A 14,733-nucleotide genomic window follows, 5' to 3' on the forward strand; every position below is an offset into this window, starting at 1 on the left:
TTCTCCCACAAGGGGAGAAGGCAGAAACCGCTCAGGCCTTTGCCATCCTGGCCCTGGCGCCCAGTGCCATCGTACGCAGCACGTAATAGATGGCGCCGGCGATGGCCACGCCGAAGAACCAGCCATAGACGCCCCACCACGACGGCAGCCAGTTGGTGAAGTTCGGCAGGACCGAGGAGAAGATCGCGCCGATACCGGCGGCGACGAAGGCGTTGACGTGCCAGCCGCCCTGGAAGCGGAACTCGCCGTCTTCCCTGTAGAGGGCCTCAACGTCGACCTCGCCCTTCCGGATCAGGTAATAGTCGACCATCATGACACCGAAGATCGGCCCCATCGTCGCACCGATGATGTTGACGAAGGAAGCGGCGCTGCCTTCCCATGGCGCGAAGGGATAGAGCACCAGCGCGATCAACGCCGCGATATAGCCGCCCTTCTTGAAGTCGATCTGCCGTGGAAAGACGTTGGAAAAATCGAATGCCGGCGACACGAAGTTTGCCACCACGTTGATGCCGAGCGTCGCCACGGCGAAGGTCAAGGCGGCGAGCGCCGCCAGGAACCAGCTGTCGAACTTGGCCGATATCTGGTCTGGATGCAGCAGCACCTCGCCATAGACGTCGAAGGCGGCAATCGTGGTGACGCCGGCGACCAGCGAGAACAGGATAAGGTTGACCGGCAGGCCCCAGATATTGCCCTTGCGCAGCGACGCCTTGTCCGGCGCATAGCGGGCGAAATCGCAGAAGTTGAGATAGAGCGCCGAGAAATAGGTCACCCAGATCGCCGCCACCGCGAACAGCGAGGTCCATGAGCCCGGCGTGCCGGGCACGCCAGCGTCCTTGGTCTTGTCGAGCAGCACGTCCATCGGGATGTCGCTGGTGAAGGCAAAAGTCCCGGATTTGACGCAGAGATAGATCGCCAGGATCAGCATCATCACCCATACCGCCGGTCCGGCCCAGTCCTGGAAGCGGCGCACCGTTTCCATGCCTTTCTGGATGATCAGCAGCTGCAGTGCCCAGATCACCGCGAAGCAGATCACCTCCAGGCCCGTGTGCCCGAGGAAATGCGTGTTCTGGTTGAAATCGGCGAACCACTGCGATCGGATCAGCAACGCCACGATCGCGCCGGACGCGGCCGCCGTCTGCGCGCCGTACCAGAAGCAGGCGACGATGGCGCGCACCAGCGCTGGTATGTTGGCGCCCCAGATGCCGAAGGATGCGCGGGCAAGCACGGGGTAGGGCACTCCGGTCTTCACGCCGGCATAGCCGACCATGTTCATCAGCACGTAGATGATCAGCGAACCGATGCCGATGGCGATGATGAAGTTGACGAAGCCACCGCAGAACAGGAACAGGCTTGCCGCCAGATAGTAGCCCCAGAGACTGTGGACGTCCGACGTCCAGACGTTGAAGATCGAGAACGGTCCCCAGTTTCGAACCTTCGCCGGAGCGAGATCTTCGTTGTATAGGTCGGGTGATGCGCCTTGTATGGTCATTGCGATGTCCTCCCCTTGGTTGCCGCGCGCCTCCACGCGTTGACTACGCAGGTTAAGCCTGACGCTGGAGAACCGGCAACCGATTGATTTGCCGGCTTTGACCTTAAAGATATTCAATGAGAATCGCGCTTATCGGCGCTGCGCAACGGTTCGTCGCATGTTTGTCATGTTTGGTGATTCGATTTCGGTCGAACGATGTGAGAGACTTCATTTTAGCCCGACCTCTTTTTTCACCGGGCTCTGTTTGCCGGAATCCAAATGGCCAGCCGTGAGTTTAAAGGTTCGATCAAGCACATAGCGATCGACCGGGAGGAAACGATGGATCGCCTGCAATTCTTTACGCCTGTGCGGATTTCGCGCGGGCAGGAAAGCCCTGTCGAAGAAATTTATAGCGTAGCCGAAGCGATGGGGTTCTTGCGTAAATGGCCAATAGGCCGTCGGGGGCCAGTCTACCAATGCGCGGTGAATTGCTGCTCCGCGGCTCTGGCGGGCCGGATGTCGGCAGAGCAAGCAAGGAAGGCCTTTGCCGGCTTCGCCCGCATCACGCGCTTGCTCGACGACGACATGGCGCTGCCGATGGGCGGCGAAAATATTGATAGCGTGCATGCGCTAAGGCGATGAACCTTCATATTTGCGCCCCGCCGTGAACGTGGCCTACGGCAAAGTCACAGCACCTCAACCGAGGCAGCGAACAGGTAGCCAGCGCCCCGCTCGGTGACAACGAGCTTCGGCTCGCTCGGGTTGACCTCGAGCTTGCGGCGCAGTCGCAGTATTTGCACGTCGATACTGCGGTCAAACACCTCTTCGTCGTGAATCCTGCTGGCAGCGAGAAGCTGCTCGCGGCTCAGGATCTGCTGCGGCGATTGCAGGAACGCTGCCAGCAGGTTGAACTCCCCCGCGGTCAGCGGCGTTGTTTCGCCCGCGGGCGATTTCAGGCGCCGCATCCGCATGTCGAGCTCCCAGCCGGCAAAGCGGTAGCGTTTGTGCTTCTTGCCCCGCGAATTCTGGCGCGTTGACCCCGATCGCCGCAGCACGGCGCGAACGCGCGCAAGCAGTTCCCTGAGGCTGAAGGGCTTGGTGATGTAGTCGTCGGCTCCGAGTTCCAATCCAACGACGCGATCCACTTCGTCGCGCCTGTGGCCGGTGATAATGATGATGGGAGCTTCCGGCGGACTGCCGAGTTGCCGCATGATTTCAAACCCGTCCTCATCGGCAAGCCGCATGTCGAGGATCATCAGGTCTACCGGTCTTTCATTGAGGACACGCGACATGGACCGGCTGTCGGTGACAGCGCTGACCCTGAAGTTCTCGCTCTCCAGGTAATTGGTGAGCATTTCGCGGATTTCGGGGTCGTCATCGACGACAAGAATATGCTTCGGCGTCACTGCCTGTTCGATTCTGCCTTTCGACTGCTCTTTGTAGCGAGTGTTCTGTTCGACTGACATCTCAGACCGTCCGCACGTATGGAACCCATGACCGAGCCGTTGCTTTATTAGACTTACCGTTGATTTTCGGCGATTTGTTGGTAAGCGCCGATGATCTTCGTGATCGGATACCACAGGCTCACTCGATGGCGCATGAGCAGATTGGTAAGGTTCGTGCGGGGCTTTTTGTTCCGCTTTGCCTGGCAGCGGCGGCACCATTTGCGTTGGCCTTGGTTAATCAGCCGGCCCCTCCGATCGGCGAGCCGATTGCTCCGATAGTGGGCATTGGTCCTTCCGACCAGGCGAAGGTCGCACTTGGCGAGAGCCTGTTCAACGATGTCCGGCTGTCACATGACGATGTCATCGCCTGCAGCGGCTGCCACAGGCTCGATCTCAGCGGCGACGACGGCAGGGCTCGTTCCACGGCGGCGGATGGCGAGCCGCTCGACTTCAACACGCCGACGGTCTTCAACGCAACGCTCGATTTCCGGCTGAACTGGCGTGGCAATTTCCGCACTCTCGAGGAGCAGAACGAGGCAGCCTTGCTCGATGACAGGCTGATGAACACGAGCTGGGAGGAATTGCTGCCGAAATTGCGCTCCGATCCGGACTATTCGCAGCGATTCGCAGACGTCTACGGCGCCGCCCCCGGCCAGGCGGAAGTGCTCGACGCCCTAGCCATCTTTCAGCGCTCGCTGATCACGCCCAACGCCCGTTTCGACCGCTATCTCAAGGGCGAGCGCGGCGCCATCACGGCGGACGAGGAACATGGCTATCAGCTGTTCAAGGCGTATGGCTGCATCGCTTGCCATCAAGGCGCCAATGTAGGAGGCAATTTGTTTCAGAAGTTCGGCATCTTCCAGGATCCCTTCGCCGGCCAGAAGACCTTGAGCCAGGCGGATCTCGGCCGTTTCGCCATTACAGGTGCCGAGAGCGACCGCCATGTGTTCCGCGTTCCCAGCCTGCGCAACGTCGCGGTGACGGCGCCGTATTTTCACGACGGCCGTACCGCATCGCTTGGACAGGCAGTGAGGATCATGGCGCGGAACCAGCTCGGCAGGGAGATCGACCAGCGCGATGCCGATCTTATCGTCGAATTCCTCGGGACGCTGACGGGCGAGTATCGCGGCCAGCCGTTGACCAGCGCAGCCGATCGTCTGCAGCAATGAAGTCGCTACGCGTCCTGGCGCCGGTCGTCGCCTGCCTGCTCATCGTCCTGACCTATTTCCTGGTGCAGGGTGCGGCTCCTGATGCCGCGCGCCACGAACGCACGCTCGATGCTCTCAGGACCGTCATCCTCTATAACGCCGCCCTCCAGCGCGATGTGTTGCGGGCACGCACGGGACTGCTGCGCAGCTACGATCCGCTTGTGCGGTCGATCGAGAACCTGAACGCTGCGACGCAGACGCTGCCAGCCGCCCGGGACATCGCCAGCGGCGGAGTTCGGGCGGAGATCGACCGGGGGATCGCCGATGTCGCCGCCGCGGTGCGCGACGAGGAAACGCTTGTCGAGGCGTTCAAGTCGGACAACGCGCTGCTGCAGAACTCGCTGAACTATTTCAACTACATGAGCGGTCGGCTTACGAGCGAGGGTGACGGCCTTCGAGCGGTCGAGATCGGAGCCCTGATGATCACAATGTCGCGGTTCATCAGCGATCCCCAACCGGAGGCGGCAAGGGCAGTGACCGCTGCGCTCGACCGGCTGGCCAAGCCGTCCGTCGATGCCGTGCAGCCAAGCGACGTCCACTCGCTCGTCTCCCACGGCCGGCTTATCGTCACCAGGCTTCCGGCGGTCGACGACCTCGTCGCCCGCCTACAGACTGCGCCAACGAGCGAACTGGCCCGCGCGCTGCAGGACCTTTATCTCGATGCGCATGGGCGCGCTGCGGCGCGGGCCGCGCGGTTTCAGACGCTGCTCTACATCGCCGCGTTGGTTCTCGTGTGCTATGTGGTCTATCTGTTCGCCCGGCTGCGCCACAATGCGCGGATCCTGCGCGAGCGGCTGGAATTCGAGGGTCTGATCGCCTCGATCTCCACCCAGTTCATCAATCTGCCGCGCGACCGCATCCGGGCCGGCATCAGCAAGGGCCTCGCGCGCCTGGTGGAACATGCCGGGCTCGACGGCGCCCAGATTATCGTCAGCCGCACACAAGATGCGGAATCTTCCGGAGGCTACTTCTATCGCCGTCCGAGCGGGAACACGCCGGCCCGCCTGTCGAAAGACATGATCGAGCTCGCTTCACGCTGGACGCTGGCGGGCCACGAGCGGCAAGGCTGCATCGACGTTCCCCGCGTCGGCGACCTTCCTGAAGGGCGGGAGAAGGCATGCCTGCAGGCGCACCAGTTTCAATCCTGGCTGTGCATACCGATGTCGCATGCCGGCGAGCGGCTAGGTTTTCTGGCTCTCGATACCGTCACGCACGAAAAGCGTTGGACCGACGACGACATCGCCCTGCTGCGCACCGCCGCCGAGATTTTCGCCAATGCCATCGCGCGCGAGCACAATGAACGTGAACGCGAGGCGCTGCAGGCGCGGCTCAACCAGTCGCAGCGGCTGGAAGCAATCGGAATACTCGCCGGTGGCATAGCGCACGAGTTCAACAACATCCTCGGCGCCGTCCTCGGCTATGGCGAGATGGCGCTGGCGGTGCTGCTGAAGGAGTCTCGTGCGCGGCGCTACGTCCAGCAGATCATGAAGGCCGGCCGGCGGGCGCAGGACGTCACGGAGCAGATCCTTGCCTTCGGCCGTCGCCGCGAGCGGCAGCACCACGCGCTGCGGGCGCAGCCCGTGGTTGCGGAGGCGGTCGACCTGCTGCGCGCCTCGTTCCCGGCCACACTTTCAGTGGAGACGCATCTTGCAGGCGCGGATGCCGCGATGATGGGCGATCCGACCGAACTTCAGCAGGTGGTGATGAACCTCGGCACCAACGCGGCGCAGGCGATGAACAACCGCGGCGTATTGGAGGTCGCTCTCAACACGACGGAACTCGTGGAGGCGCGGATGCTTTCGCACGGAAACCTGCCGGCCGGCCGCCATCTCCGCCTCGCCGTCAGGGACAACGGCAGCGGCATGGATCAGGCGACGCTCGAGCGTATTTTCGAGCCGTTCTTCACGACCAAGCCGGTGGGGCAAGGCACCGGGCTCGGCCTGTCGACGGTGCACGGCATCGTCGCGGCGCATAGAGGCGCGGTGGACGTGAAGAGCCAACTTGGCGAAGGCACGATCTTCGAGGTCTATTTTCCGCAGATCGAATCCGCTGCGACCGATGCGGACGAGGACGAGGGCGCCGGCGCCGAGGTTCCGATCCAGCATGGCAATGGCGAGACGATCCTGGTCGTGGACGACGACACGCCGCTGATGCAACTTGCCGAGGAGATGCTCGCCGCGCTTGGCTACGAGCCCGTCGGGTTCGACCGAAGCCCTGCGGCTCTCAATGCATTCCGCACCGATCCGGAGCGCTTCGACCTGGTGCTGACGGACGAGGTCATGCCTGACATGACAGGCATCGAGTTCTCCGGCCAGTTGCATGAGATCCGGTCGGATCTTCCAATTGTCCTGATGACCGGTTACGGCCGCCCGCTCCGATCGCGTCAACTGACGGCAGCCGGCATAAGCGAAGTCATCAAGAAGCCGCTGCTGCCGGCCGCCATTGCAAAATGCCTCGCCCGCCATCTGCATTCAGGCTGATCAGGGTCGGGTGGGTTTCTTCGTTACAGACGTAACCAAAAGTCCCCCTGGCTGAAATCAACCCGTAGCCGGGCTGTTCGATGTTTCTCCTACGCCCAAACTATGATCCCTGAAAAATGGAAACCGGTTTTCGGAAAAGATCATGGTCTCGTCGGCGTCAAATGGCAGCAAACCGGAGAAGCTGATGATACGACGGGCTCTCATCGGAATTGCCGCCCTTGGGCTGGGCGGAGTGCTCACAGTCGCGATGCTCGACCGAAATGGGCTGGGTTCGGCGACAGCGGCCGACTCGATCGAGCACGGTCGATACCTGGTGAAAATTGGCGGCTGTAACGACTGCCACACGCCAGGGTACTTGGAGAAGGCCGGCAACGTCCCCGAGGATCGATGGCTGATCGGCGGCTCTCTCGGCTTCAATGGGCCGTGGGGCACGACTTATCCAACCAATCTTCGCTACCTTTTGCGCACCATGGACGAGGACGACTGGGTACAGTTAGCGCGTACAATCGAGACGCGCCCCCCTATGCCGTGGTTCAACCTGCGTGCCATGACCGAGGCCGACCTGCGCGCCATACACCGATATGTGCTTTCGCTGCCGGCAGACGATACGCCGGTTCCAGACTATGTGCCGCCCGATCGTCCGCCGAAGACACCGCACATTGTGTTCGTACCGCAGGCTCCGAAGTCATAGGCGCATCCTAAGGCCCGGCGGAGGGTTCTCCGCCTCTGCGGTACGTCAGACACGGCCGCGTGTTTCAGTCGTAACGCAATTCCCGATTCCGGAAATCACCTTGTAGCACTGATCTCCGATCGTGACGGTCCAGCCCAGGCGGCCATATGGCAGCCGAGGGCCAGATAATCGGGAGTCAAATCCAGATAATCATGGAGTCAAATGATGTACAATCTGCTTGCCGAACACGCGCCGAAGATCGATCGCGATCAGAGCACCACGGATCCGCGTCCCTATGCCTTGGGTTACACGGAGGGTGAATTCAAGCGCCTGGAGCTGCAGGGAGCGCTCATTCACGACCTTACGGAGCATGTCCTGCGCAGCGCGGGGATAGGACCGGGCATGCGCGTGCTCGACATCGGGTGCGGCGTCGGCGACGTCTCCTTGCTGGCCGGGAAGCTGGTCGGACCGACCGGAAGGGTGCTCGGCGTCGATCGCTCGGCAGAGGCTGTAGACATTGCCGAGCGGCGCGCCACCGAATCCGGCCAGTGTTACTGGACACGCTTCACTGTGGGCGAGCTTGATAAATTCTCGCCCGACGAGACCTTCGATGCGGTGATCGGCAGGCTGGTCCTGATGTATCTGCCCGACCCGGCTGCAACCCTGCGCAGGCTTGCCGGGTTTCTTCGGCCGGGCGGCCTCATCGCCTTCCAGGAAATGGCGATTCCGCTCGCCCGCAGTTTTCCAGAGGCGCCGCTGTTCAGCAAATGCCGCGGCTGGATCATCGAGACGATCGAGCGGGCGGGTTTCGAGGTCGACATGGGTGGCAGGCTGCCCATGGTCTTCGCCGGCGCAGGGCTGCCTGCGCCGCAGCTGAATTCCGCCGGCCTCGCCGGCAGCGGGCCTGACTCGCCGATCTACGACTATATCGCGGGCACCTTGCGTAGCCTGTTGCCGATGGCCGAGGCCGTCGGTGCCGCGACCGCTGCCGAAATGAAGGTCGACACGCTCGCCGAGCGACTGCGCAACGAGGCTGTCGAACAGCAGATGTGCATCATGCTGCCGCCCTTTGTCGGCGCATGGGCAAATACGCCGGGATAACGAACCAAAGAGAGATATCGGATGCTCGACACTGCCATCAGCGAGCGCGCGGCGCATCTCGTCGACCCTCGCAATGTCGAGACGCTCGACATGCTGGGCCCTGTGGTCCAGTTTCTTACAGCGCCGCGCGACGGCGAGCCTTGCGTCATGCGCGGCACCATCCCGCCGGGTGTTACCGTGCCGCTGCACAGCCACGCCGACCCGGAGACCTTCATCCAGATTTCCGGCGAGATCGAAGGGCTTTCGCAGTCGCCGAAAGGCTTCGTCTGGGTATCGATCCGGCCGGGCGACATTTTCCATGTGCCGGGCGGGGCGAAGCACGCCTTTCGAAACCTGTCGACTGAGGCGGCCGTGATGATCCTCGTCAGCACGTCAAGGATAGGCCGGTTCTTCCGGGAAGTCGGAAAGCCGACCGCCGGGGAAAGCAGGCATTCGGATCCTCCCTCAGCCGAAGCGGTCCAGCATTTCCTGAAGACTGCCGCGGCATACGGCTACTGGAACGCGACGCCGGAAGAGAATGCGAGTGTAGGTCTTTCACTGACGTGATTTGAACAGCATCGGCAAAGCCCTCTCCACGGCAGTACGAGGAGTCGCTGGGTCGGAGTGGGTCCGATCTACCGAAGCGGTGAATTGCTGCTCCGCGGCCTGGCGGGCTCGGCGGATCACGGACCTGATTCGAGGAAAGCCCGGGCAAACCCGGGTTGCGCCGCTTCTATCGTTCCATCGGGTAGCTTCAAAAGCCGGTCGATTGCGATGCCATAGAGCCGCAGCCGGTCGTCGAGCAGCCGCGCCGCTTCGTCGATATTGCCCTGCTCGGCCTTCAGCAAGGCGCGGTGCATCACATCCCGAAAGATCAGCCGCAGCTGCAAAAACATCTCGGCGAAAGCATCCGGATCGGGCACGTCGAAGACGCCTTCCTCGCTCCCTTTCCTAAGCAGATCGGTGATTATCGGCATTGCCAATTCCCTGGCCGCCTGGTCGACCCGATGGAAGAGGGCAAGGTTTTCGGGCCGGAACAGGACGAAAAATGTTTTGCGCAGTTGCGGAGCAAGCTCGACGTTCAGCCGTCGCGAGCCGGCAAAGAGCGCATTGAGCCGGCCAAGCCCATCAAGTGACGGATCGTTGAGCACGGGCTGCAGCTCGGTGAAACTGTCGCGCGCCAGACGTGTGGCGAGCGCCTCCAGCAGAGCCTCTTTCGATGCGAAATAGTGGTAGAACGCGCCTTTCGACAGGCCGGCCTCGCGGATGATGTCGTTCACGGTCGTGCTGTCGTAGCCTTGCTCGAAGAACAGCCGCTGGGCACAGTCGAGGAGCTCGGCGGATCGTATCTCCGGCGGCTTTATCACTCGGGGCAAAATCGACCTCGCAAAGTACAGGTTGGGGCAAGAGGAGCACGAACCGTATCTTTATGCAACTTTTATAGACCGACGGTCGGTCTAGTGCTATGTCTGCTATCGCCCTACGTTCGGATTCGATGATGGAGGGAGAGTTTCTTGCGACGGCTACGCTGGACTGTTGGCATCGTTTTTGTCGCGGCGGCTGTCGCTGTCGGCGTTTGGTATCTGTGGCAGCCGGCCAAGGTTTTGGTCGTCACGCCACAGCGCGGCGACGCGGCGGAAATCGTTTACGCGAGTGGCTCCGTCGAGCCGCGAACCTGGGCCAAGGTCACTCCCGTGGTCCGCGAGAGGATCGTCGAGCAATGTAATTGCGAAGGGTCGAGGGTTGCACAAGGCGACGTGCTCGCCAAGCTCGACGACAGCGAGGCCCGGGCCGTGCTTGGCGAGCTCGAAGCGCGCCAGGCGCTTGCCCAGGAAGAGCTTCGGCGGCTGACGGTGCTTGCTGAAAGGCGTGCGGCGAGCCAGCAGGCGCTTGATCGTGCGCAGAGCGAGCTCGGCCAGATCGAGGCGCTGGTTGCCGGACAGAAAGCGCGACTCGACACCTACGTCTTACGTGCGCCGAGCGCCGGTGTCGTGCTCAGGCAGGACGGCGAGGTGGGTGAAGTCGCCGAACTCGGCACGGTGTTGTTCTGGGTCGGCGAGCCCAAGCCACTCCTGGTGGTCGCCGAGGTCAACGAGGAGGACATACCCCGGGTCGAGGTCGGCCAGCGCGCGCTGCTTAAATCCGATGCGTTTCTCAGGCAGAACCTGGAAGCGGTGGTCGACAGCATCACGCCCAAGGGCGATCCGGTGACGAAGACCTATCGCGTCCGTTTCCGCCTGCCGGACGACACGCCGCTTCGTATAGGCATGTCGACCGACGTGAACATCGTCATCCGCGTTGCGAAAAGTGCCCTGTTGATCCCGTCCGCTGCGATGGAGGGGAACAAGGTGTTCGTAGTCGAAGGCGACAAGGCCTCGCGGCGTGAAATCCGAACGGGCATTCGCGGCACCAATGGCGTCGAGGTTCTGTCGGGTGCCGACGGGAAGGTTGGTGTCGACGAGAAGGCTCGCGTCATCTCGCCCTATCCCGCCGATCTGGCCGATGGAGGGCGCGTAAGCATCACCGCCGCTCAGGAGAGATAAAGCTACGATGCCGCTCATCTTCGACATCGCCATCACGCATATCGCCGGCCGCGGTCGCCAGACGCTGGTTGCCGTGATCGGCGTTGCCGTCGGTGTCGGATTCTCCATCGCCATGGCGGCGCTGATGCAGGGCGGGCAGGACGATTTCGTCAGGCAGCTCGTCGACACGATGCCGCATGTCGACATCACCGACGAGCAGCGCACCGCCCGCCGCCAGCCAGCCGACGATGCCTTCGCGACAGTCGCGATCTCCGGGCTCAGGCCGCGCGACGATCGCCGCGGCATCATAAATCCGACCGCCGCAACCTCCTGGCTCGAGAGCTGGCTTCCCGGCCGGTTCGCGGCAAGCCTCAAAACGCAAGGTGTGATCCGCTATTCCAGCCGCGAAGTGGGCGCGGCGATCATTGGGATCGAACCGGAGCGCGAGTCCGGCGTGTCGCCGATCGTCGGAGACTTCGTCGAAGGCAGCTTTTCGGCACTTGCCGCGGGCGGCAACAACGTCCTCATTGGCGACACGATGGCGAGCCGGCTCGGCGCCGGGTTCGGCGACACGATAACGGCGGTTTCCTCCGAAGGACTGACGCGCAACTTCAAGATCGCTGGCCTGTTCCACACCGGCACCACCGCGCGCGACGAAGGTGAGGCCTATGTGCTGCTGAAGAACGCGCAGATCCTCTCCGCGCGGCCGAACGCCATCAACGAGATCCGCATCAAGCTCGACGATCCCAACCGCGCTCCGGCGGTGGCGCACCGTGCCGAGGCCGAACTGGGCTACAAAGCCGTGGCGTGGCAGGAGGCGAATGAATCGATCCTCGAAGCGCTCGTCGTGCGCAACGTCATCATGTACACCGTCGTCGGCGCGATCATGCTGGTCGCTGGCTTCGGCATCTACAACATCATCTCCACCATCACGCATGAGAAGGCGCGCGATATCGCCATCATGAAATCGCTTGGCTTCCCGGAGTCCGACATGCGCCGGCTCTTTCTGCTGGAAGGCGTGGCCATCGGCGCTGCCGGCTCCGTGCTCGGCGCGCTGCTCGGCTTCTCCATGACCTATGCGCTGTCGCTGGTGCGCTTCGAGATCGCCGCGACCGGCCAGGAGATGACCCGGCTACCGATCGCCTGGAGCTTGATGCACTACGTCATCGCGTCGGCTTTCGCGCTGGGCTCGGCGGCAGTGGCCGGCTACCTGCCGGCGCGCCGTGCGGCGCGCCTGAACCCCGTCGAGATCATCAGAGGCGCGTCATGAGCGCACTCATCGAGGCCGAGAAACTGACGCGCGTGTTGCCTGAGACGGTTCCCGTCACGCTGGTCAAGGACATCACGCTCGCGATCGACGAGAGAGAATTCGTCGCCGTCACCGGTCCCTCCGGCTCCGGAAAATCCTCATTGCTCTATCTGCTCGGGCTGCTCGACCGGCCGACCGCTGGGACGTTGAGGATAGGCGGCCGCGACACCGAGCCGATGAATGAAAGGGAACGCGCGCGGACCAGGCTTTCGATGCTGGGCTTCGTGTTCCAGTTTCATTTTCTGCTGCCGGAGTTCACGGCGCGCGAAAATGTCGAAATCCCAATGCGCAAGCTGGGCCGACTGGCGCGGCCTCAGATGCGCGAACGGGCAGGGGAGCTGCTTTCATCCCTGGGGCTCAGCGAACATCTCGACAAGCGGCCTGACCAGCTCTCGGGCGGCCAGCGTCAGCGCGTCGCGGTGGCACGCTCGCTCGCCAACGACCCGCCGCTTATCCTGGCCGATGAGCCGACAGGGAGCCTCGACAGCAAGAGTTCCGAGCAGGTTTTTGCAATCCTGGAGAATCTGGTGCGCGAGCGCGGCAAGACCGTCGTGGCGGTTACGCATGATCTCGACATGGCGGCGCGCATGGATCGCCGCATTCACATCGTGGACGGGAAGATCGGCTGATCAGCTTCTTCGGTTGCCGGGGCCGTGGGGCAGGGCGTTGATGCGATCGAGGGCATCTTTTCCGACAGCTTCGGCGCCGGCGTCAGCGAAGGATCGTCACGACACTGCCTTTCTAGCCCGCTCGAATATGGGAATGACGTTGTTGTTGTTCGATGGTCGCTCGCCGTTACCCATCACCCGGTCGAGGTCGCCGCGCTTGCGAAGGCGGGCCGCATCCAGAAGCATGCTGCCGGCCCAGCGATAGACATTGTTGTCGCGGACCATCTCGCGCATGGGTCGCATGCGCTCGCGCTGTTCCTCCGGCGTCATGGTCAGCGCCTGCAGCAGCACCTCGCTCGTCATAGCCGTATCGTACGGATTGACGATCAATGCCTCCAGAAGCTCGCGCGAAGCGCCGGCAAAGGTGCTGAGCAACAACACACCCTGTTCGTCGTCGCGCGCTGCGACGAATTCCTTGGCCACCAAGTTCATGCCGTCATGCAGGCTGGTGACCATGCATATGTCGGCGGCGCGATAGATCTCGTAGACCTGTTCCTGCGCGTGATGTTTGTCTATCATCAGGACAGGACTGTAATCCTCGCTGCCGTAGCGCTGGTTGATCTCTTCGACATAGCGACGGCATTCATCATGGAGTTGCCTGTAAGCCGGGAGCGTGCCCCGGCTGGGTGCCGCGATCTGAAGCAGAACCAGTTTCCCGACCCATTCGGGATGTCTCGTGAACAATTCTTCCAGCGCCCGGAAACGGTCGAGAATGCCCTTCGTGTAGTCGAGACGCTCGACGCCGACGCACAGTTTGACATCCGCTTTCAGTCCGAACCTCTCGCGCAGGCGGGTGCGGCATTCTTCGACCTCGGGCAGTTTCGCCAAAAGTTCGGCCGGCCATTCTATGGAGATGGGATAGGCGTGCACCAGCGTCGTCTGTCCGCCGTAGGAGATCGCCGCATCGGCCCGCTCTATACGGCTTTCCAGGAAGCGATCGACGCTTTCGGCGAAATTATTGGCATGGAACTGGGTATGAAAGCCGATGATGGAGCTGCCGAGCAGGCCTTCCAGGACCCGTTCACGCCAAGGGCAGATGCTGTACACTTCCGGGTTGGGCCACGGGATATGCCAGAAAGTGATAACGATCGCCTCGGGCAGGCGCTCGCGGATCATGCGCGGCAAGAGCGCGAAATGGTAGTCCTGGACCAGCACAATCGGCCGCGCGTTGCGCGCTTCAGCAACCACCGTATCAGCGAACTTCCGGTTGACGGACTCATAGGCCTCCCAATCCGACGCGCGGAAAATCGGGCGGGTGAAGGCGATATGGCAAAGCGGCCACAGACCTTCATTGGCGAAGCCCAGATAGTAGCCCTTGTATTCTTCCTCTGTCAGCCAGACCCTGCGCAGCGCGTAGGACGGATTGCCAGGCGGCACCTCAACCCGGTCGTTCTTGTCGACCATGAGACGGTCCGCTGTTCCGCCGCCGTAGGCGATCCAGGTGCCGGCACAGGCGCGGGTGATCGGCTCGAGCGCGGAAACCAGCCCGCTGGCCGGTACCAAGAGCTCGACGCCATCATCCCCGATGTTGTGGATGTAGGGCTCGCGGTTGGATACCACGATCACCTGCGTTTCCGGCAGATCGTCGGCCAGAATCTTGCGCAAGGTGTCGGGTGACCATGTGATCAGCGCTGCATCGGCCGCGTGTCCGTTCTTTTCAAATTCTCGCAGCACTTTGCGAGCCGCTTCCGAAGCCACGTCCTCGCCTGAAGCGTATGCGACAGCTGGCGTGTGGCTGTGGCGTCGTTGGAATGCCGAGAATACCACGGCAGCAGCGGAAAGGCCGAGGCTTGCAAGGATCAGAAGCAAGAGAGCCTCTATGCCATAGTCTGACATTGGAACAGCGTTTTCCCTTTGGCCGGTCGGTGGCCATTTTTCTTTGT

The 14,733-nt window shown here is 62.3% G+C and carries 13 protein-coding genes; 9 read left to right on the plus strand and 4 right to left on the minus strand.

All coding sequences use genetic code 11. The features are described from left to right. Positions 1-31: 31 nt before the first annotated feature. Positions 32-1,489: an NCS1 family nucleobase:cation symporter-1 gene (locus tag EJ075_RS27595; protein ID WP_095485230.1), complete on the minus strand. Its 1,458-nt coding sequence runs from the start codon at positions 1,487-1,489 to the stop codon at positions 32-34. Positions 1,490-1,807: 318 nt separating this feature from the next. Here EJ075_RS27595 and EJ075_RS27600 point away from each other — a divergent pair, with 318 nt between their 5' ends. Then, positions 1,808-2,110 (plus strand): DUF982 domain-containing protein, encoded by a 303-nt coding sequence (locus EJ075_RS27600; RefSeq protein WP_095485556.1) that lies wholly within the window; start codon positions 1,808-1,810, stop codon positions 2,108-2,110. A 44-nt stretch (positions 2,111-2,154) separates the two neighbouring features. Here the strand turns inward: EJ075_RS27600 and EJ075_RS27605 are convergent, their stop codons facing one another. Beyond that, a complete protein-coding gene (locus EJ075_RS27605) occupies positions 2,155-3,132 on the minus strand; it encodes a response regulator (protein ID WP_348627344.1) in 978 nt (325 codons plus the stop codon). Positions 3,133-3,191: 59 nt separating this feature from the next. Between EJ075_RS27605 and EJ075_RS27610 the strand changes: the two genes are divergently transcribed. From EJ075_RS27610 to EJ075_RS27630, 5 genes are all read left to right on the plus strand, one after another. Further along, positions 3,192-4,082 (plus strand): cytochrome c peroxidase, encoded by an 891-nt coding sequence (locus tag EJ075_RS27610; RefSeq protein ID WP_164547201.1) that lies wholly within the window; start codon positions 3,192-3,194, stop codon positions 4,080-4,082. Next, positions 4,079-6,601 carry a two-component system VirA-like sensor kinase gene (locus EJ075_RS27615; protein WP_126106495.1) on the plus strand — a complete coding sequence of 841 codons (2,523 nt, stop codon included), beginning with the start codon at positions 4,079-4,081 and terminating at the stop codon, positions 6,599-6,601. Before EJ075_RS27610 ends, EJ075_RS27615 begins: the two co-directional genes overlap by 4 nt. 142 nt (positions 6,602-6,743) lie before the next feature. Beyond that, a complete protein-coding gene (locus tag EJ075_RS27620) occupies positions 6,744-7,292 on the plus strand; it encodes a cytochrome c (protein WP_095485226.1) in 549 nt (182 codons plus the stop codon). Between the two features lie 201 nt (positions 7,293-7,493). Continuing rightward, a complete protein-coding gene (locus EJ075_RS27625; protein WP_126106496.1) occupies positions 7,494-8,372 on the plus strand; it encodes a methyltransferase domain-containing protein in 879 nt (292 codons plus the stop codon). 21 nt (positions 8,373-8,393) lie between these two features. Continuing rightward, positions 8,394-8,918 (plus strand): cupin domain-containing protein, encoded by a 525-nt coding sequence (locus EJ075_RS27630; protein WP_126106497.1) that lies wholly within the window; start codon positions 8,394-8,396, stop codon positions 8,916-8,918. A gap of 116 nt (positions 8,919-9,034) precedes the next feature. Here EJ075_RS27630 and EJ075_RS27635 read toward each other — a convergent pair whose 3' ends face one another. Further along, the gene (locus tag EJ075_RS27635) at positions 9,035-9,718 is read right to left on the minus strand and encodes a TetR/AcrR family transcriptional regulator (protein ID WP_245458230.1); all 684 of its coding nucleotides are present in this window, start codon (positions 9,716-9,718) and stop codon (positions 9,035-9,037) included. Between the two features lie 174 nt (positions 9,719-9,892). Here EJ075_RS27635 and EJ075_RS27640 point away from each other — a divergent pair, with 174 nt between their 5' ends. The 3 genes from EJ075_RS27640 to EJ075_RS27650 are packed head-to-tail and all read left to right on the plus strand — an operon-like array spanning position 9,893 to position 12,811. Beyond that, a complete protein-coding gene (locus EJ075_RS27640; protein WP_245458231.1) occupies positions 9,893-10,894 on the plus strand; it encodes an efflux RND transporter periplasmic adaptor subunit in 1,002 nt (333 codons plus the stop codon). Between the two features lie 7 nt (positions 10,895-10,901). Beyond that, a complete protein-coding gene (locus tag EJ075_RS27645; protein ID WP_126106500.1) occupies positions 10,902-12,143 on the plus strand; it encodes an ABC transporter permease in 1,242 nt (413 codons plus the stop codon). Next, the gene (locus tag EJ075_RS27650) at positions 12,140-12,811 is read left to right on the plus strand and encodes an ABC transporter ATP-binding protein (protein ID WP_126106501.1); all 672 of its coding nucleotides are present in this window, start codon (positions 12,140-12,142) and stop codon (positions 12,809-12,811) included. The genes EJ075_RS27645 and EJ075_RS27650 overlap by 4 nt, the downstream gene beginning before the upstream one ends. Before the next feature lie 96 nt (positions 12,812-12,907). Here EJ075_RS27650 and EJ075_RS27655 read toward each other — a convergent pair whose 3' ends face one another. Beyond that, positions 12,908-14,686, minus strand: coding sequence for a trehalose-6-phosphate synthase (locus tag EJ075_RS27655; protein WP_126106502.1), 1,779 nt, complete (start codon positions 14,684-14,686; stop codon positions 12,908-12,910). Positions 14,687-14,733 lie beyond the last annotated feature (47 nt).

It is taken from the genome of Mesorhizobium sp. M6A.T.Cr.TU.016.01.1.1, assembly GCF_003952585.1.
In the GTDB taxonomy this organism is placed as follows: Bacteria; Pseudomonadota; Alphaproteobacteria; order Rhizobiales; family Rhizobiaceae; genus Mesorhizobium; species Mesorhizobium mediterraneum.

Bases quoted from the DNA above. Each gene is read 5' to 3' on its own strand.
- EJ075_RS27595 (WP_095485230.1), bottom strand. From the start codon at position 1,489: ATGACCATACAAGGCGCATCACCCGACCTATACAACGAAGATCTCGCT.
- EJ075_RS27600 (WP_095485556.1), top strand. From the start codon at position 1,808: ATGGATCGCCTGCAATTCTTTACGCCTGTGCGGATTTCGCGCGGGCAG.
- EJ075_RS27605 (WP_348627344.1), bottom strand. From the start codon at position 3,132: ATGGTGCCGCCGCTGCCAGGCAAAGCGGAACAAAAAGCCCCGCACGAA.
- EJ075_RS27615 (WP_126106495.1), top strand. From the start codon at position 4,079: ATGAAGTCGCTACGCGTCCTGGCGCCGGTCGTCGCCTGCCTGCTCATC.
- EJ075_RS27620 (WP_095485226.1), top strand. From the start codon at position 6,744: ATGGTCTCGTCGGCGTCAAATGGCAGCAAACCGGAGAAGCTGATGATA.
- EJ075_RS27625 (WP_126106496.1), top strand. From the start codon at position 7,494: ATGATGTACAATCTGCTTGCCGAACACGCGCCGAAGATCGATCGCGAT.
- EJ075_RS27630 (WP_126106497.1), top strand. From the start codon at position 8,394: ATGCTCGACACTGCCATCAGCGAGCGCGCGGCGCATCTCGTCGACCCT.
- EJ075_RS27645 (WP_126106500.1), top strand. From the start codon at position 10,902: ATGCCGCTCATCTTCGACATCGCCATCACGCATATCGCCGGCCGCGGT.
- EJ075_RS27650 (WP_126106501.1), top strand. From the start codon at position 12,140: ATGAGCGCACTCATCGAGGCCGAGAAACTGACGCGCGTGTTGCCTGAG.
- EJ075_RS27655 (WP_126106502.1), bottom strand. From the start codon at position 14,686: ATGTCAGACTATGGCATAGAGGCTCTCTTGCTTCTGATCCTTGCAAGC.